Genomic DNA, 18,821 nt, shown 5'->3' on the forward strand with positions numbered 1-18,821 from the left:
GTTCGACCGTCATCTTGTCGGGCCCGGGCCAATCCTTAGAATCCGCCCCATCAGCCTCTTCCGACTCTCGAACCTTACAGGGAACACCACCATGATGAATGCCATGCAGATGCCGATGAACGCCAACATGCCGATGATGCCAATGATGGGCATGCCGATGATGATGGCGACCATGACCTGCGAAATGATGGATGACGGCATGCTGTGCAAAATGATGCCCGCTGCCGGCATGGACATGGCCATGTTCAAGACCAGCGCCGACATGATGCAGATGATGATGAACTGCGGCATGCCAATGATGATGCACTGCGGCAACATGAGCATGATGTGCATGTCCCCGGCGAGCATGGCCATGCCGATGGCGAGCATGATGATGCCAATGCCGATGATGGGCATGCCGATGCCGTCGATGAAGTGTGTGATGGAATGCACGGTGATGGCTGACTGCATGATGTGCAAAGTCATGCCGATGGCTGGCATGAACATGGACATGATGAAAAGCTGCTGCGCCTTGATGATGAAGATGATGAACGACTGCAGCATGCCGATGATGATGAGCTGCAACGGTATGCCGATGATGTGCTGCACCTGCTGATTCGTTGCTACGGTCAGTGGGGAGGCCTGGCAGTGCGGTGATGTTGTTTACTTATGCCGTTAGCGGGGGGGGGGGTGGTATTCCGTTCTGAGGTTTGTTTCAGGCGGTGTGTATATCCGTTTCTTCGGTAACGGCCACTGACGGTTCCGCTCTTACAGCGGCTCACTTTTGAGAAGCCCGGAAGCCGGCCCAGTCAAAAGTAAGCAAAACGCTTCTGCCCCACCACTCGGCACCTCGCCTAGGCTCGGCGTGCCCTCACTCCGGCATTGCTCCGTGGGCCGCCGCGAAGGGCCATCCATGGCCCAGCGCGGCTACCTCGGCATCCATGCCGAGGTGCCCACTCCACAATGCCTGCGTTCGGCCAGCGTGGTTAACGGGGCGCCGAGATCAACGTCCACCGCGAGGCGGCCTAGTAGCCGACCTGGCTCTCCCGGTCGTACACCCGTCAGTTCTGTGGGAGCAAAGCTTGCTCGCGAAGAGGCCGGCACATTCAACATCTTCATTGACTGAACCCCCGCCATCGCGAGCAGGCTCGCTCCCACATTCAATCCTCGGTGGACACAAAATTCATATCCAACACAGACCTCCTGTGGGAGCAAAGCTTGCTATTCAACATCTTCATTGACTGAACCCCCGCCATCGCGAGCAGGCTCGCTCCCACATTCAATCCTCGGTGGACACAAAATTCATATCCAACACAGACCTCCTGTGGGAGCAAAGCTTGCTCGCGAAGAGGCCGGCCCATTCAACATCTTCATTGACTGAACCCCCGCCATCGCGAGCAGGCTCGCTCCCACATTCAACCCTCGGTGGACACAAAATTTATATCCAACACAGACCTCCTGTGGGAGCGGGCTTGCTCGCGAAGAGGCCGGCCCATCCAACATCTTCATTGACTGTGACACCGCCTTCGCGAGCAATCCCGCTCCCACAGGAGGAACGCGGTCACCCAGAGCCAGGTCGGCTATCAGGCCGCCTCGTCGTGGACGTTGATCTCGGGCGCCCCGTTAACCACGATGGCTGAACGAAGGTATTGCGCAGTGGGCAACCCGGCATGGATGCCGGGTTAGCCGCGCTGGGCCATGGATGGCCCTTCGCGGCGGCCCACGGAGCAATACCTTCGTTCAGGCATGCCGAGCCTAGGCGAGGCACCGAGTGGTGGGGCAGAAGCGTTTTGCTTACTTTTGCGCTTCTCAAAAGTGAGCCGCTGTAAGAGCGGAACCGTCAGTGGCCGTTACCGAAGAAACGGATATACACCACCCTGCTATACACCACCCTGCCTTTCAGTCCAGGCGTTCCGGATAGGTGACCACCAGATACGCCACCGCTTCACTGTCGGCCGGGTTGCGATAGCGGTGAGGCTGGTCGGCATAGAATAGAATCGAATCGCCCGTGGAGAGCAGGTAGCGCTCGTCGTTGACGCTGATCTCCAGCACACCTTGGGACACCACCAGGTTTTCCTGGACGCCAGGCCCGTGCCCTTCGGACTGGTCTTCGCCCAAGGGGCTCAGGCGCAGCTCGTAGAATTCCGACTGGCGTGCCACATCGAACGGAAACAAGGCACGGCTGACGAACGCACCGTTGGCGCTGACCAGGCGTTTGCTCTGGCTGGCCGACAGCACCGCCACCCCTTCGAAAGCCCGGTGTTCCAGGAACGCGGCGACCGACACCTTCAGACCCTTGGCGATTTTGCACAGCACCTTGATCGACGGCACGCTGCGTCCGGATTCGATCTGCGCCAGCATGGCCCGGCTTACCCCGCACTGGCGGGCGAGGGCGTCGAGGGACAGGTGTCGTTTGCCGCGCAGGCGTTGCAGGTTCTGCGCAACCCGTTCGCAGATCGGATCCTCATCCAAGGCTTCCAGGTGATTGAGGTCCACTTCGGGTTCATCGGTACTCGCCAAAAAGCGCGAGGGTTCCTGGGCGCTCACGCCTGGTACGTCCTGGTCGGCTGGGACGCCTGAATCCACTGGAACGCCTGGTAACCGGCATTACGCGCGTACATTTCCCACATGGCCCGGGCCAGTTGCTGGGCCTGCTTGCGTTTGCGGAATTGGACGAAGTCGATAACGTTGTCAGTCGGTTTCATAAGGCACTTCACTGTCGTGACCAATGGGACGGGATGAGCTGAGAGTACGTGGTTATGTTTATAACCATAAATACTGATTGTTTATTTATTAATGCTTTTGTGTTCTTAGCGAGACGCCTGATCAAATCACGTGGGCGCGGTGCAATTCGGTCAGGGCCAGCGCCTTGAGTCGGGCCAGCAACGGGTCGCGCCGGTCACGCGGGTGGTCCAGTTGCACCGCCAATTCTTGGCGAATGCGGCTGGGGCGGTTATCCATCACCAACACCCGGTCGCTCAGGTACAGCGCCTCGTCGACATCATGTGTCACCAGCAACAGGGCGATGGCGTGCCGCTCGGCCAGTTGCAGCAACAGGTCCTGCAGTTTCATCCGGGTGAAGGCATCCACGGCGCTGAAGGGCTCGTCCAGCAACAGCACCTGTGGCCGCGAGTACAGGCCGCGGGCAATCGCCACCCGTTGCGCCATACCGCCGGACAACGCCTTGGGCAAGGCATCGGCAAAACCCGTGAGGCCGACTTCCTCGATCAACTGCGCGACCCAGGCCTGGTCGTAATGGTCGTCATCGCTGAAGCCGATGTTCTGCTGCACCGTCAGCCAGGGCATCAACCGCGGTTCCTGAAACACAAAGGCCAACTGTTCGGTGTGGCTGAGCAGTTGCCCTTCAAAGTCCTTTTCCAGGCCGGCGACGATGCGCAGCAAGGTGCTTTTGCCGCAGCCGCTGGGGCCCAACAGGCTCACGGTTTCCCGAGGCTGCAATTGCAGGTGGATGTGATTGAGCACGGTGGTGGCGGCGAAGGTCTTGCGCTCGACGTGGATCTCCAGCAGGGCTTGGGTCATGGCTCATTCCTCGGTGCCGTTAAAGGTGTCGCGCCAGGCCAGGAAGCGTTTTTCCAGGCCGGCAAGCATGCCGTCGCTGAGCTTGCCCAGCAGGGCGAGCACGATGATCGCCGCCAGCACGATGTCTGGGCGCGAGGTTTCGCGGCCATCGCTGAGCAGGTAGCCCAGGCCTTTGGTTGCGGCGATCAGTTCGGCGGCCACCAGGAACATCCAGGCCAGGCTCATGCCGCTGCGCAAGCCGGTGAACAGGCCGGGCAGGGCGGCCGGCAGGAGAATCCGGCGCACCAGACGGCGGCGGCTGAAGCCGTACATGTGGCCGACCTCCACCAGTTTGCGGTCGATGTTGCGAATCGCCGCCACGCCATTGAGGTAAACGGGAAAGAACGCGCCGATGGCGATCAGTACCACTTTCGAGGTTTCGTCGATGCCCAGCCACAGCAGGAGCAATGGCACCCAGGCCAGGCTGGGGATCGAGCGCAGACCGGCGAAGGTCGGCTCCAGATAGGCTTCGGCTTCCCGGCTCAGGCCAACCCAGGCGGCGAAGATCAAGGCCAGGCCGGCGCCGATGGCAAAGCCCAGCAACACTCGCAAGAGGCTGGCGCTGATGTGTTTCCACAGCGCACCTTCGGCCAGGTCGCCGAGGGTCAGGGCAATCTCGCTGGGGGCCGGCATCTGGTAGGCGGGCAGCCAACCGATGCGCACGATGATTTCCAGGAACACGATGATCAGCACCGGCAGGGCCAATCCCTTGAGGCGCAGCCGCCAATGGTCGGGATTGAACAGCGGCGCTTTGTCCGGCGCGGACAGGGCCAGGCGCGGGCTGGAGAGGTCTTTGCTGTTGCTGCTCATGGCGGTTCTCCGGCAACGCCGAATCCGCGACAGGCGCGGATCGGTTGTCGCTTGGGCAAGGGGTTATTGGCGGGCCACGGCCTGCTGGCGGCCGGTGTCGAGCAATTGATCAATCACCTGGTCGACATTCACCCCGCGACGTACCAACTCTTCGGAGACCAGGATCGGCGCGGCAGCCTTGGAGGCCAGCACATCCTTGGCACTCAACTGCGGACTGCCCAGATCGGTGCGCGACAGTTGCAGCTTGGCCACTTCCAGCGGCAGGCCGGATTCGTCGGCCAATAATTTAGCCAGTTCTTGCGGATGCTCCACCGACCACGCCCGGGCCTGTTCGTAGGCCGCGAGCACGGTGTTGATGGTCTGCGGATGCTCCTGGGCATATTTTTCCGTGACGCTGACCACGCCGTAGCTGTTGAAGGCCGGGTTGCGATACAGCAGGCGCGATCCAGCCTGTACTTCGCTGGCGGCCATGTGCGGGTCGAGACCGGCCCAGGCGTCGACGTCGCCTTTTTCCAGGGCGGTGCGCCCGTCCGGGTGCTGCAGGTGCACCAGCTCCACATCGTCTTTTTTCAGCCCGGCCTGTTGCAGGCTGCGCAGGGTGAACAGATAAGGATCGGTGCCTTTGGTGGCGGCGATTTTCTTGCCCTTGAGGTCGGCGATCGTCTGGTACGGCGAATCCTTGCGCACCACCAGGGCGGTCCATTCGGCGCGGCTGTAGACATACACCGATTTGATCGGGCTGCCGTTGGCCCGGCTCAGCACCGCGGCGAGGCTGGCAGACGAAGCGAAGTCGACGCCGCCACTGTTGAGGTATTCCAGGGAACGGTTGCTGCCCTGGCTCAGGACCCAGCTGACCTTGGTCTGGGGCAGGGCTTTTTCCAGATAACCGAAGTGCTTGAGCACCAGGCTGACCGGTGAGTAATAGGCGTAGTCCAGGTGCACTTCGGCCGGAGGGCTTTCTGCGGCCAGGGCCAGGGACGGCAGGCCCAGCACCAGGGCGCAGGCGCTGATCAAATATCTGGCACGGGCCAGGGAGAAGCGGACGTCGGGTTTCATGGAACAGCTCCAGACAAGGCGGCGGGAAGGCAATGTTCTTATTTCCGAAAAATCGGACGGCGGGAGGAAATCGCGCTTGAAAGGAATATTGCAGGCTCTGTGCCATAGCCCGGGAAAGGGCGGTTTTGCGGGCGTCGCCATGGGGTGAAGGCTTTAGGGAGGTGTTGCCCAGCCAACAGTCTGTTGCGGCACTGTTGCGCCCTGGACACTGGCTGTTTGTGGCTCTGAGCTTATGCGTTAAAAGAATTTCAAATGTGAATTGCTAGAGCGTTATGTTCTATTAAATTCATTCAGGAATGTCTTCATGAAGGTCTCCCAATCCCTGCGCCGTCTGCTCCTCAGCACATTGTTCGCCGCACCGTTGGTCCAGGCCAGCGAGCCGTTGGTATTGCACGTCGGCGACCAGAACTATTACAACGTACGGGCGTCGGTGGAGGCCTCGGGTGTGCTTGAGGGCGCACCTTACCAAGTCGACTGGAAACACTTCCAGGCCGCCGCGCCCCTGGCCGAGGCGCTGAGTACCGGCGATCTGGACCTGGGTTTTCTCGGCGATTCGGGTTTTCTGTTCCTGGCTGCCAAACAGGCACCGGTGAAACTGATCGGTGTTTCTCGGCAGAACCCGGACACTATCGCGCTGCTGGTACCCAAGGATTCACCGGTCAAGACCATCGCCGACCTCAAGGGCAAGAAGGTCGCCTATTGGCCGGGCGCCTGGAGCCAGCAACTGACCCTGCGCGCCCTGGAACAGGCTGGCCTGCCGGAGAACCATGTGGCATTCGTCAAGCTGATGCCGATCGACGCGGCGGCGGCCTTGCCCCAGGGCAGCATCGATGCGTTTCCGGTGTGGGAACCCTACATCTCGCAACAGATCCTGTTTTCCGGTGCCCGGCCAATCCTGACGGCGAAAAACCTCATGCCCGGCCTCAGCGCCATTGCCGCTTCGACGCCGGCCATCGACGGTAAGCGCGAAGCCATCGCCGACTTTCTCGGGCGTGTGAAGCAAGCCCGCGCCTGGGTCGACAACCACACCGACCAATACGCAGACCTGTGGGCGAAAAAGGCCAATCTCGACCAGAACGTCTCGCGTCATTGGTTGCGCCAGGCACACATGAGTGTCGGCCCGGTGGACCAACAGGCTGCCGCCGATCTGCAAAGCACGGCGGACTTCCTGTTCAAGGTCAAGGCGCTGCCGGCACCGCTGGCCACTGCGGGGATTATCGACAGATCCTTCACCCAGGCCTTGAGCGAATAAACCGAGCCCCGTCCGCAGGCCTTTGTGGGAGCGAGCCTGCTCGCGATAGCGGTGGGTCAGCTTGCGATGATGTTGAATGTGCCGCCGCCATCGCGAGCAAGCTCAGCTCCCACAGTTTTCCGGGGTGATCATGAGATTCGAACTACACCCCGGATCCCTGTGGGAGCGAGCCCGCTCGCGATAGCGGTGGGTCAGCTTGCAAGGATGTTGAATGTGCCGCCGCCATCGCGAGCAAGCTCAGCTCCCACAGTTTTCCGGGGTGATCACGAAATTCGAGCTACACCCCGAATCCCTGTGGGAGCGAGCCCGCTCGCGATAGCGGAGGGTCAGCTGGCAAGGATGTTGAATGTGCCGCCGCCGCCATCGCGAGCAAGCTCAGCTCCCACAGTTTTCCGGGGTGATCATGAGATTCGAACTACACCCCGGATCCCTGTGGGAGCGAGCCCGCTCGCGATAGCGGTGGGTCAGCTTGCAAGGATGTTGAATGTGCCGCCGCCATCGCGAGCAAGCTCAGCTCCCACAGTTTTCCGGGGTGATCATGAAATTCGAACTACACCCCGGATCCCCTGTGGGAGCGAGCCTGCTCGCGATAGCGGAGGGTCAGCTTGCAAGGATGTTGAATGTGCCGTCGCCATCGCGAGCAAGCTCAGCTCCCACAGTTTTCCGGGGTGATCATGAGATTCGAACTACACCCCGAATCCCTGTGGGAGCTGAGCTTGCTCGCGATAGCGGAGGGTCAGCTGGCAAGGATGTTGAATGTGCCGCCGCCATCGCGAGCAAGCTCAGCTCCCACAGTTTTCCGGGGTGATAATGAAATTCGAGCTACACCCCGAATCCCTGTGGGAGCGAGCCTGCTCGCGATAGCGGAGGGTCAGCTGGCAAGGATGTTGAATGTGCCGCCGCCATCGCGAGCAAGCTCAGCTCCCACAGTTTTCCGGGGTGATCACGAAATTCGAGCTACACCCCGAATCCCCTGTGGGAGCGGGCTTGCTCGCGATAGCGGAGGGTCAGCTTGCAAGGATGTTGAATGTGCCGCCGCCATCGCGAGCAAGCTCAGCTCCCACAGTTTTCCGGGGTGATCATGAAATTCGAGCTACACCCCGAATCCCCTGTGGGAGCGAGCCTGCTCGCGATAGCGGAGGTTCAGCTGGCAAGGATGTTGAATGTGCCGCCGCCATCGCGAGCAAGCTCAGCTCCCACAGTTTTCCGGGGTGATCATGAAATTCGAGCTACACCCTGGATCCCCTGTGGGAGCGAGCCTGCTCGCGATAGCGGAGGGTCAGCTTGCGATGATGTTGAATGTGCCGCCGCCATCGCGAGCAAGCTCAGCTCCCACAGTTTTCCGGGGTGATCATGAAATTCGAGCTACACCCTGGATCCCCTGTGGGAGCGAGCCTGATCGCGATAGCGGAGGGTCAGCTGGCAAGGATGTTGAATGTGCCGCCGCCATCGCGAGCAAGCTCAGCTCCCACAGTTTTCCGGGGTGATCATGAAATTCGAGCTACACCCTGGATCCCCTGTGGGAGCGAGCTTGCTCGCGATAGCGGTGGGTCAGATCGCACCGAGATTGGATGCCGCTTCCGCAACCATGGCCGCCCGGACGCTGGGGCGTGCGGCGATTCGTGCCATGAACGACGCCAGCGCCGGCCAGTCCCTGATCTGGATATTGAACAACGGCAGCCAGTTCAAGACGGTAAACAAATAGCTGTCGGCCAGGCCAAAGGTGCCCATCAGGTAATCCTGTTGTTCAAGGGCCTGGCTGAGGTAATCCAGGCGCTTGAACAGTTTTGCCCTGAAGATGGCCTTGGTCGGCTCTGCCATATCGGCGTTGAACAGCGGCGCACATCCGCTGTGAATCTCGGAGGTGATGAAGTTCAACCATTCCTGCAAGCGAACCCGCTCCCAAGTGCCATTGGCCGGCGCCAGCGTATTTGCGGGAACCAGGTCGGCCAGGTACTGGATGATGGCGGGCCCCTCGGTCAGGACATTCCCGTTATCCAGTACCAAGGCTGCCACGTAGCCCTTGGGGTTGATGGTCAGGAAATCGAGCCCATCGGCAGTTCGCTTGGTCTTGTTGTCGACCCGAATCAATTCAAAGGGCAGGCCCAATTCCCGCAGCACGATGTGCGGGGACAATGAGCAAGTCATGGGGGCAAAGTACAGTTTCATGGTTTCCTCAAGGACAGGGGACGTGCCGCCAGAATCGGTGAGGGCCGAAACATTTTCAAAGGACATCTTCAGTGCTAGCGTATGACAAAATCTCATGAGCAAGCCAAACCCCATGGCTACAAGAATCCCTTCCCTCAACGGCCTGAAAGCATTCGAATCAGCCGCGCGGCATATGAGTTTTACCAAAGCCGCAGAGGAGCTGAACGTCACTCAAACAGCCATCAGCCATCAAATTCGCCGACTCGAAGAGGAGCTGGGCGTGCGCTTGTTCTTGCGGCTCAAGGATGGCCTGGCCCTGACAAACGAAGGCCATGCCTATTTCCCAGGCGTTCGCGCGGCGTTCCATGAGTTGCGCTATTGCACGCAGACGTTGCTGGAGAGCCGCAATAACAGCGTCTTGACGATCAGTACCCTGGTTTCATTTGCCTCCAAATGGTTGTTGCCGCGACTGGCGTCATTCCAGCAGGCGTTTCCCAACATTGACGTGCGCGTTACGGCATCCACCGAACGGGTGGATTTTCGTAAGGGCGGCGTCGATGCGGCCATTCGTTACGGTTCCGGGGACTGGAAGGGCTTGCGTGCCGACTGGCTGATGGCCGATGAGATCTTTCCGGTGTGCAGCCCCAGGCTGCTGCAAGGTCCGACGGCCTTGGAGAATCCGCGCGATCTGGCCCAGCACACCTTGTTGCAGGTCAGCGGGGTGACCCGCGACGACTGGAGTGCCTGGTTGAGTGCAGCCGGCCAACCGAAAAAACTGGCCGAAGGCAGCCGGCTGACATTCGACCTGGCCATGATGGCTGTTCAGGCCGCCGTTGACGGTCTGGGGGTGTGCATCGGGCGGTCAACCTATGTCGAGGATGACCTGAAGGCCGGGCGATTGGTTGCACCCTTTGATCTGCGCTTGAAATCTGACCTCGGCTTTTATTTCGTGAGCCCGCATGAAACAGCCGACACCCCCAAAGTGCAGGCCTTTAGAACCTGGTTGATGGATTCGGTGGGTTTTGGCGCCGAAACATAATTACAGCGTACCGTTCAGCCTCCAGTCAGTGAGCCGATATGAATAGAAGGTCCGCTTACTTTCAGGGTTCACCGAGGGTACGTCATGTTTAATACAACACTAAAAAATGAACTGACGGCTAGGACGGCCGAATTGGCAACCTACAAAGGACTGGTCGGCGCCTTGGAGCGGTCGATGGCTGTGATCGAGTTCAGCCCCGATGGCAAGGTCCTTCGGGCGAACGAGAATTTCCTTGCTACGATGGGCTACCGCGCGGATCAATTGGCCAGCCTGTCCCATCGGGATTTCTGCACGCCTGCGCTGGTGGGCAGCGCCGAGTACCGTGAATTCTGGAACCAGTTGCGCGCCGGTCAATTCGTTTCTGGCACGTTTCAGCGACGCAGCGCGCAAGGGCAGAACGTGTGGCTGGAAGCCAGCTATAACCCGGTAGTGGACGAACAAGGGCGCGTCGTGAAGGTGGTCAAGTACGCGCTCGATGTCACCGCCAAGGTTGCCAACGAGGCCGAAACTCGTGGTCGGCTGGCGGCACTTGATCGTGCCATGGCGGTGATCGAGTTCGACCTGGGCGGCAACATCCTGACTGCCAACGACAACTTCATGAATGTCATGAATTACTCGCTGGCAGAGCTCAAGGGCAAGCACCACCGGATGTTTTGCGAACCGAGCCTGGTCGGTAGCTCGGAGTACAGTGATTTCTGGCGGCGTCTCAACGCGGGTGAGTTTTTCAGCGGTCAATTCAAGCGTCTCGGCAAAAACGGCAAGGTCGTCTGGCTGGAAGCCAGCTACAACCCGGTCTACGACGCCGAGGGCAAGTTGTGCAAGATCGTGAAGTTCGCCAGTGACATCAGCGAACGGGTGGAGAAATTCGAAGAGGACTCGCGCGGCGCTTCCCGTGCGTACCATATCTCCGCCGAGACCGAACGCGTGGCCGAACAGGGTGCCCAGGTGATTCACCAGACTGCCAAGGAGATGCGCGAGATTGCCGACAACATTGGCTCTTCCGCGCGTCTGGTTGGGCAGTTGGGGGCGCGTTCGGAAGAGATCACGGCCATCGTCAACACCATTCGCGGCATTGCCGACCAGACCAACCTGCTGGCCCTCAACGCGGCCATCGAGGCGGCGCGGGCCGGGGACCAGGGGAGGGGATTCGCGGTGGTGGCCGACGAGGTCCGGCAACTGGCCGGGCGCACCAGTCGCTCCACCTCGGAGATTGCCGAAATGATCGGCATGATCCTCTCCGAGACCCGCGAAGCCGTCGCCAGCATGAACGTGACCCATGAAGGCGCATTGCGCGGCGTCACCCTGGCAGATCAGGCCGGTTCGGTCATCGTGCAAATCAGGAACGGGACCACGGATGCACTTGAGGCCGTGAGTATGTTTGCGTCCAAGCTCGACGAGTCCGAGGTGATTCCCAAGACGGCTATCGGCTGGGTGGGTTGAGGTGAGCTGAGTCCTCGCCCTGGCGATCCATGCGCTTGACCCGTTCAAGCAATACCGCTCGCAGCTCCGGCGGTCGCACGGGCTTGGCCAGCACCGAGATGTTCAGGCTTTGCAGTGATTGGCGTATCCGCTCGATCTCATGCCCGGTGATGATCAGCGCCGGGACTTGCCAGCCGCGCTGCTCGCGTAGCGCGGCGATGCATTCGGCGCCCGAGACTTTTGTGCCCAGGTCGAAATCGGCGATGACGATGTCGCAATCGCTGGTCAGCCCCTCGCCGTCGCTGTGGGTTTCAACCTCGCACCCCCATTTTTCCAGCAGCGCCGAGGTTGCCATCAGCACGTTGGCATCGTCCTCTACCAAGCACACCCGCAACCCGTCCAGGCGATTCTGTACGGGCACCACCTTGGGCACCATGACGCGGGGTGTCGCCGGTTCCAGGCCACTGATCGCCACCCTGGTGCCTTGTCCGACTTTGGAGCGGATGTGTACATCGACACCGAGTATCAGGCTGATGCGTTTGACGATGGACAGGCCAAGACCAAGGCCCTCGACATCTTTGTCGCGCACATGGCGCACGCGGTAGAACTCCTTGAACACTTCGGGCAAATGTTCGGCAGCAATGCCGCGCCCCTTGTCGTAGATCACCACGGTCAGGCGCTTGCCCTGGCGCCGCACGCCGATCAGCACCGGTTGGCCGGGCGCGTATTTGAGGGCATTGGACAGCAGGTTCTGCACCATCGTGGTCAGCAAACCGGGATTGACGCTGACCCAGTAAGGACAGGCACGTAGGCGCAACTCAACGCCGGCCCAGCGCGCCGCCTCGGTGTTCTGCTTGACGACGTCCTGCAGTAAAGCGCCCAAGTGGACGGTATCGGCCTGCGGGGTCAGCTTGCCGTGATCGAGGGTGTAGATATCGAGGATCGAACGGAACAACTGCGACACGGTGTGCAGTGAACGGTCGATGTTGTCCACCAGCCGTAATTCTTCCAGCCCCAGCCTGGCGTCACGCAAGCAGGCGGTGAACAGGCCGATGGAGTGGATCGGTTGGCGCAGGTCATGGCTGGCCTGGGCCAGGAACCGTGATTTCTCCTGATTGGCCGAAATGGCTTCTTCAGAGGCAATGCGTGTGCGCTTGAGCAAAATGTGCGCGTAGGCTGGCACCACGATGGTGGTGACGATCAACATCAGGAACATGTAGGGCTGCGTACGCCAGAACGGAGTCAGCCAGAAAACCAGCATCAGGGTCGACAGCGCGATAACGGTTGCCAGCGCCAGGTAGCGCGAGCCGAAGCGCATGCCATTGCCCAGCGTGACCCAGAGCAGCGCTGCGTAGATCGGCAATGCCTCTTCGCCTCCCAGTACCATGGCAAATGCGATGCCGGAGTAGTCATGCAGCATCGTGAAAAGGTGCCGCCAGAAGAAGTGACCTGGCCAGCGCTTGATGAACATGCGCAGGAATACCGAGACGAAGATGAACGTGCAGATGTAGATAATGATGGGCACGTAGCTCGCGGCGTCCTCTGGATAGAAGCCGACCAGGATGACGATATACAACAGCGCACAAGCGCTGACGATCAGGCGTAATGTGGCCTGGTCGAGTTCACTGTTCTTTTCCACTGGCTTTGGCACCGCATGACCTCTGATGCCACCAAGCGTAGCGGCTAGCCTCGGTGAAGGTTGGGAACAGACTTGATGCTGTCCCCAACGGGCGATGCCATTGCGTCAGTAGACCCTGTAGTACTTCACGACGTCATCGACGAAATAGATGGTCAATACCGAACCTTGGGTCTGGCTTTGGCCTGTTTTCGTGCCGGTCACGCTGCTGACGTCATTGGCTACGGTTTGCGCCTTGTACAGTTGCGCCGAGGTTTCATACATCTTCAGGCTGGTTTCGGTCGACACGTACTTATGGGCCAGCTTCATGTACCTATCCAGGCCCTCATCAGTCTTTTCATAGGTCCAGTTCGACTCGTTACTGGAGCTCGTCGAATTGAGTTCTTCATTTGTCGGCGCGCCGAACATTTGAGTGATCTGGCCTTTTGTCGTCTTGCCCGGAATGATCGTTTGCTTGAGGTAAGAGACGTCGTATTTTTTGGCGCCCTGATTCAAGGAACTCATCAAGTTGCCCAAGTCGCCGGTGTTTGCACAACCGTTGAGTACGCCCGCCAGCACGCACAGCGCCATTCCATTTCTAAGTGCTTTTCCATATTCGAAGGACATGATGACTTACCTTGAGTTAATGTCAGGACCATTCCATTTCAACCGGGCAGACGGCGAAGTTGACCCAGCATTGCGCCGCCTATCGATTTATTAAATCCATAGGCTTCGCACGCCATAACGTTTCAATAGGCACAGTGACACTGCACGGTGTATGGCACGTTGGTTACTTTATGTTTGGCTGTTCGAACAGCCTTTTATGGAGCGTCCACAGCTTAGGAGGAGAGTACTGGGCGAAGCTATAGTACAAGTGTGCTATGGCCTCGGAGATGGGCAGGCAGGGAGGGTGATGCTCAATTAATATTCGCGGTCGTTATACATTTAATTGTCTTGTTTTTCCGGCCATCCACCCTTGCTTGGGAAGTTGGAAAACTGCGCCGCAGCCGCCGCGCGGGTGGGCACACCGAGGGATTTGAGCAGGCTTGAGACATGGATGCGCACCGTGAACGGGGAGATACCCAGGTCCCGGGCTATCTCCTTGTTGGTCTTGCCGGCGGCGATCAAGCCAAGCACTTGCCGTTGGCGCGCGGTCAGTTGGGAAAGTGCATCGTCCAGGATCGCGTTTTCGGCTTGATACTTCACCACCACTTCGCCTTCGCGTATTGCCATGATGGCGTCGGCAATACCAGCGGGGTCGATATTCTTGCCGATGAAACCGTCGGCACCCAGCGCCATCACCTGGGAAATAACATCGACGTCATCGACCATTGAAACCACAATGATCGAGGTGCGTTTGAACTCACTGCGCAACTGGCCTATGACCTGCAGCGATTTGATCCCGGGAAAGCGCAAGTCGAGTATCAGGGAGTCCACTTCCATCCCGGAACGTGCCAGCGCCAATACTTCGTCCAGATTGCCAGCCTGTTCTATGGAGGCGGTCGGCATGAGTCGTTCAATGGTCCTCAGCATGCCTTCGCGAAACAAAGGATGGTCATCCGCCACAATTACTCTGCACGTCATGCTTCAGATCCTTCTGATCTTCCAGTTCACGAATCGTAACCTAAACCACCCCCTTGGGTTTCAAGTTTGAAACAACCTTTCATGTTGGAACAATCCAGTGATTATGACGGAAAAGAATAGCGAGCTTGCTCGAGCTGACCAAGAACTTTGCCAGCGTCAGGACCTGACCTTCGTTCGGGCCATTCCTCGTGCTTCCACCGTTCCATTTTATGAAACGGTGGATTGCAGTTTGTGCGTATTCCAGCGCCGCCGCTTTGGGCAGAAGATGACTCCAGCCACTTGCACAGCCGTGCAAACGATGGCGGAGAATCCCCAACCGTAGCGCACTGGCGCAGGCGTTCATGCTGCGAGCGCGAGGAGTAGCTGATGGACGAAGCCTTGCAAGCAAAAACCTCGCCCTGGCACGAAGGAGAGCTGGCCTTGCAGCGCTCCGTCGGGGCAGTCGACATGATGGCCGGTGTCGGTCAACGGCAACTGGCGCGTACCTGGATGCCGGACCAGCATCGGGCGTTCTACGCCCAACTGCCTTTCGTGGTGCTGGGGGCGGTGGATCGGCAAGGCGACGTCTGGGCGACCCTGCGCGCTGGGCAACCGGGCTTCATGAACTCGCCCGATCCGCAGACCCTGCACATCAACCTCGAGCCCGAGCCGAACGACCCGGCCCAGGAGGGCATGGGTGAGGGCGATGCGATCGGGATGCTGGGCATCGAGTTGCACACCCGCCGGCGCAACCGCATGAACGGTGTCGTGCGTCGTCAACTCGACCCGGGGCTCGAGATTTCAGTGAGCCAGGCGTATGGCAACTGCCCTCGCTACATCAACCTGCGCCAGTACCAGTTTGTCGACGCGCGGGCTGTTGCGCCGCGTCAACTGACCGTGTCCGACCCGCTGGTGCGGCGTCTGGTGACGGCGGCCGATTCGTTCTATATCGCCACCTACGTGGTGCGCGATGGCGAGCGGCAGGTCGATGCTTCCCACCGTGGCGGCAAGCCGGGGTTTGTGCGCATGGATGAAGATGGATCGCTGACCATTCCGGACTTTTCCGGCAACCTGTTTTTCAACACGCTGGGCAACATCCTGCTCAATCCTCGGGCCGGGATGGTGTTCGTCGATTTCCAGACGGGCGATCTGCTGCAAATGAGTGGCTCGGCGCAAGTGCTGCTGGACGACCCCGAGATCAGCGCGTTCCAGGGCGCCGAGCGGCTGTTGCGCTTTACCCCGCAACGCATCGTGTATCGCCCGGCGGCCATTGCCCTGCGTTGGAAGGACCAGGACGAAGGCGACTCGCCCAACTCAATGATGACCGGCAGTTGGGAGCAGGCCGCCGAGCGCTTGCAGGCCGAGGCGCTGCGTAGCCGCTGGCGTGCATTGCGGGTCGCGCGGGTGGTGGATGAAAGCCCCGACATTCGCTCGTTCTACCTGCAGGCGAGCGATGGCTTGGGTTTGCCCCGGTTTGAAGCCGGGCAACATTTGCCGGTGCGGATCTTGTTGGAGGGGCAGAACGCTCCATCGATCCGGACCTACAGTGTATCCAGTGCGCCGTCGGATGATTTTTTGCGCATCAGCGTCAAGCGCGATGGCTCGGTGTCGTCCCACCTGCATGATCAGGTGCAGGCGCTGCACGAGATTGAGGCGCGGGCGCCCCAGGGCCATTTCACCGTCCAGGCCACCGAGCGGCGTCCGTTGGTCTTGCTGGCAGCGGGGGTAGGCATCACGCCGTTGTTGTCGATGCTGCGCGAGGTGGTTTACCAGGGCCAACGCATCAGCCGCATGCGCCCGGTCTGGCTGGTGCAAAGCGCTCGTTCGGTGGCCGACCTGGCTTTCCGTGACGAGATCGACGAACTGGCCGCCCGTGCCGGCGACAAGCTGCAGGTTCTGCGCATGGTCAGCCAGCCACCCACTGAGGGAGGAGGCACTGACGGCTACGACCTGGCGGGCAGGATCGATGTGGACCTGCTCAAGACGCTGCTGCCGCTCAACGACTACGACTTCTATTTGTGCGGGCCGGGCAGCTTTACCCAGGCGCTGTACGACGGGCTGCGCAAACTGCGCATCCCTGACGATCGCATCCACGCGGAAACCTTCGGTCCCTCGACGCTTGTGCGGGATCTGGAAGTCAGCGTACCTGCGCCCGTGCAAGTGCCGGCTGCGAGTGAAGCGGTGAAGGTCCTGTTCGCCAGTTCCGGCAAGGAGGCACGTTGGGAGCCGGGCAGTGGGACGCTGCTGGAACTGGCCGAAGCGCGCGGACTGAACCCGGAATTCAGTTGCCGCGGCGGTTCCTGCGGCACCTGCAAAACCCGCTTGAGCCGCGGTCAGGTGCATTACCTGAGCCTGCCGGCCGAACCGGTTGGCGAAGGTGAGGTGCTGATCTGTTGCGCGGTGCCGGCCCAGGGGAGCGAGCCGTTGGTGCTCGAGGTCTAGGCTGACGGCCCGACTGTTTCACCGGATGAAATGCTGGGATTGGTGTGTATAGCCGTTGCTGCGGTAACGGCTGCTTAGGGTCCCGCCCTGACGGCGGGTCACTTTTGGAAAAGCCGGGAGCGGGACCTGCCAAAAGTAACCAAAAACACATGCCCCACCACTCGGTGCCTCGCCTAGGTTCGAAGGCATTGCCGAGATCAACGTCCACCGCGAGGCGGCCTGATAGCCGACCTGGTTCTTGGTGGGACCGCGTTTCTCCTGTGGGAGCGAGCTTGCTCGCGAAGACGGTGTGTCAGTTTACGGTGATGTTGGATGTGCCGGTCTCATCGCGAGCAAGCTCGCTCCCACAGTTTTTTGTGTCGTGTTCAGATGTTGCGAACACCCGCGGCCCCCTGTGGGAGCGAGCTTGCTCGCGAAAGCGGTGTGTCAGTTTGCGGTGATGTTGGCTATGCCGACGCCTTCGCGAGCAAGCCCGCTCCCACATGGTTTTTTGTGTCGTGTTCAGGTGCTGCGAACACCCGCGCTCCCCTGTGGGAGCGAGCTTGCTCGCGAAAGCGGTGTGTCAGTTTGCGGTGATGTTGGCTATGCCGACGCCTTCGCGAGCAAGCCCGCTCCCACATGGTTTTTTGTGTCGTGTTCAGGTGCTGCGAACACCCGCGCTCCCCTGTGGGAGCGGGCTTGCTCGCGAAAGCGGTGTGTCAGTTTACGGTGATGTTGGATGTACCGGCCTCATCGCGAGCAAGCTTTGCTCCCACAGATCTGACGGGTGTACGACCAGAACCAGGTCGGCTGCTAGGCCGCCTCGCGGTGGACGTTGATCTGGGGCACGCCGAGCCTAGGCGAGGTGCCAAGTGGTGGGGCATGAGCGCTTTGGTTACTTTCGCGCTTTTTGTACGGACCGGACACATGGTTGACGGGTGTGCGGGGACATGGTGGACACTTTCCAGCGAGCCAATTTCGCCGGAAAGCCATCATGCCTTGGCAAGCGAGTCCGCACTGATCCGGTTGCAATGCAATGTATGGGTGTTGCCTATGGATCAAGGCTCGCGTTGTTGAGGTACAAGTCCTGAAATTGTTTTCATGTACTAATCTTCTGGCAGTCACGGTAAATGTAGTCATTTAATTAGCCAGCAGAGATACCTCAAATGACGAATCATGAAAGCGTTGTCGGCAGAGCCAATGAGGCCGACCTTGACGGAATCCTGGTGCTTCAGGCTGCGAATCAGATGGCGCGTGGCGGCTCGCTTTCTGCGAGCCTGCCAGAGGCCCGTGTGATGGCGATGATGCAGGAGATGCCCCTGATTGTTGCGCGTCGCGATGGCCATATCACCGGTTTCCTGATGACCACCACGCGTGCGATGAATGCCGACCTGCCGATCGTACAGGCGATGTTCGGCGCTTATCCTGGCGCGGCGGATGCCTATGTCTATGGTCCGATTTGCGTAGGCGAGGAAGAGCGTGGCAAGGGCTTGGCCCAACGCATGTTCGCGGATCTTCGACGGCTCGAGCCTGGGCGCGAAGGCATTCTTTTCATACGTAAAGACAATGAAGCGTCGCTTCGTGCGCACTTGAAAATGGGGATGAAAGAGGTCGCTTCTTTTCCGTTCAATGGGTTCGACTTCGCTGTTTACTCGTACATTGGCTAGGCAGGAAACGAAAGCGCCAATAAACGATTACCTCAATGGCTTGAACGTCGTACTCCAGCGCTCCCAGTCGGGAGACTTGCGGAAACTCGACGGTCATGGTTTTCCCCCTTTGAGGACACCAGCATGAGGCTGACAAGCACAACGCGCTCGACCGATCTTGCTATCTTGAACGCCCCGCCTGGTCATAGGCCATGCATTACGATCGACTAAGTCGACACCGAGTCATGGCAACAGACGCAAAGCTTGTTGCCATCGAAATCCCGAAAGTAGGCG

The 18,821-nt window shown here is 59.7% G+C and carries 14 protein-coding genes and 2 pseudogenes; 7 read left to right on the plus strand and 9 right to left on the minus strand.

All coding sequences use genetic code 11. The features are described from left to right. Window positions 1-91 precede the first annotated feature (91 nt). Window positions 92-595: a hypothetical protein gene (locus AD662_RS29780; RefSeq protein WP_074849672.1), complete on the plus strand. Its 504-nt coding sequence runs from the start codon at window positions 92-94 to the stop codon at window positions 593-595. Between the two features lie 1,283 nt (window positions 596-1,878). On the opposite strand, the gene AD662_RS13170 is transcribed toward AD662_RS29780, so the two are convergent. From AD662_RS13170 to AD662_RS13185, 5 genes are all read right to left on the minus strand, one after another. After that, window positions 1,879-2,475 (minus strand): helix-turn-helix domain-containing protein, encoded by a 597-nt coding sequence (locus tag AD662_RS13170; protein WP_162493997.1) that lies wholly within the window; start codon window positions 2,473-2,475, stop codon window positions 1,879-1,881. A gap of 47 nt (window positions 2,476-2,522) precedes the next feature. Next, window positions 2,523-2,684, minus strand: coding sequence for a hypothetical protein (locus tag AD662_RS29525; RefSeq protein WP_018605147.1), 162 nt, complete (start codon window positions 2,682-2,684; stop codon window positions 2,523-2,525). Window positions 2,685-2,805: 121 nt separating this feature from the next. Then, window positions 2,806-3,519, minus strand: a complete 714-nt coding sequence (locus AD662_RS13175) for an ABC transporter ATP-binding protein (protein ID WP_018605145.1) — start codon at window positions 3,517-3,519, stop codon at window positions 2,806-2,808. Window positions 3,520-3,522: 3 nt separating this feature from the next. Next, a complete protein-coding gene (locus tag AD662_RS13180) occupies window positions 3,523-4,368 on the minus strand; it encodes an ABC transporter permease (protein ID WP_018605143.1) in 846 nt (281 codons plus the stop codon). A gap of 63 nt (window positions 4,369-4,431) precedes the next feature. Further along, a complete protein-coding gene (locus tag AD662_RS13185; RefSeq protein WP_053179233.1) occupies window positions 4,432-5,424 on the minus strand; it encodes an aliphatic sulfonate ABC transporter substrate-binding protein in 993 nt (330 codons plus the stop codon). A 304-nt stretch (window positions 5,425-5,728) separates the two neighbouring features. On the opposite strand from AD662_RS13185, the gene AD662_RS13190 reads away from it, so the two are divergent. Next, window positions 5,729-6,676, plus strand: a complete 948-nt coding sequence (locus tag AD662_RS13190) for an ABC transporter substrate-binding protein (RefSeq protein WP_053179235.1) — start codon at window positions 5,729-5,731, stop codon at window positions 6,674-6,676. Window positions 6,677-8,227: 1,551 nt separating this feature from the next. Here AD662_RS13190 and gstA read toward each other — a convergent pair. Next, window positions 8,228-8,845, minus strand: coding sequence for a glutathione transferase GstA (gstA, locus tag AD662_RS13195; RefSeq protein WP_053179237.1), 618 nt, complete (start codon window positions 8,843-8,845; stop codon window positions 8,228-8,230). 112 nt (window positions 8,846-8,957) lie between these two features. Between gstA and AD662_RS13200 the strand changes: the two genes are divergently transcribed. From AD662_RS13200 to AD662_RS30145, 3 genes and pseudogenes are all read left to right on the plus strand, one after another. Further along, entirely contained in the window at window positions 8,958-9,863 is a 906-nt protein-coding gene (locus AD662_RS13200; RefSeq protein WP_053187995.1) for a transcriptional regulator GcvA, read from the plus strand. A gap of 174 nt (window positions 9,864-10,037) precedes the next feature. Beyond that, a pseudogene (locus tag AD662_RS30140) lies at window positions 10,038-10,715 on the plus strand (PAS domain-containing protein); the annotation flags it as partial. Between the two features lie 114 nt (window positions 10,716-10,829). Further along, window positions 10,830-11,303, plus strand: a pseudogene (locus AD662_RS30145) (methyl-accepting chemotaxis protein); the annotation flags it as partial. Here AD662_RS30145 and AD662_RS13210 read toward each other — a convergent pair. The 3 genes from AD662_RS13210 to AD662_RS13220 all read right to left on the minus strand — a co-directional run bounded on the left by AD662_RS13210 (window position 11,284) and on the right by AD662_RS13220 (window position 14,481). Continuing rightward, window positions 11,284-12,921 carry an ATP-binding response regulator gene (locus AD662_RS13210; RefSeq protein WP_053187825.1) on the minus strand — a complete coding sequence of 546 codons (1,638 nt, stop codon included), beginning with the start codon at window positions 12,919-12,921 and terminating at the stop codon, window positions 11,284-11,286. The pseudogene AD662_RS30145 and the gene AD662_RS13210 overlap by 20 nt on opposite strands. Window positions 12,922-13,026: 105 nt before the next feature. After that, window positions 13,027-13,524: a hypothetical protein gene (locus AD662_RS13215; RefSeq protein ID WP_024619760.1), complete on the minus strand. Its 498-nt coding sequence runs from the start codon at window positions 13,522-13,524 to the stop codon at window positions 13,027-13,029. Window positions 13,525-13,842: 318 nt separating this feature from the next. Next, window positions 13,843-14,481, minus strand: coding sequence for a response regulator (locus AD662_RS13220; protein ID WP_053187828.1), 639 nt, complete (start codon window positions 14,479-14,481; stop codon window positions 13,843-13,845). A 366-nt stretch (window positions 14,482-14,847) separates the two neighbouring features. Between AD662_RS13220 and AD662_RS13225 the strand changes: the two genes are divergently transcribed. Both AD662_RS13225 and AD662_RS13230 read left to right on the plus strand, forming a co-directional pair. Further along, complete coding sequence (locus AD662_RS13225; RefSeq protein ID WP_053187831.1) at window positions 14,848-16,902, plus strand: 2Fe-2S iron-sulfur cluster-binding protein; 2,055 nt, start codon at window positions 14,848-14,850, stop codon at window positions 16,900-16,902. Window positions 16,903-18,047: 1,145 nt separating this feature from the next. Next, entirely contained in the window at window positions 18,048-18,548 is a 501-nt protein-coding gene (locus AD662_RS13230; protein WP_018602089.1) for a GNAT family N-acetyltransferase, read from the plus strand. Window positions 18,549-18,821: the final 273 nt, after the last annotated feature.

Origin of the sequence: Pseudomonas kilonensis (assembly GCF_001269885.1) — a bacterium.
GTDB classification, from domain to species: Bacteria; Pseudomonadota; Gammaproteobacteria; order Pseudomonadales; family Pseudomonadaceae; genus Aquipseudomonas; species Aquipseudomonas kilonensis.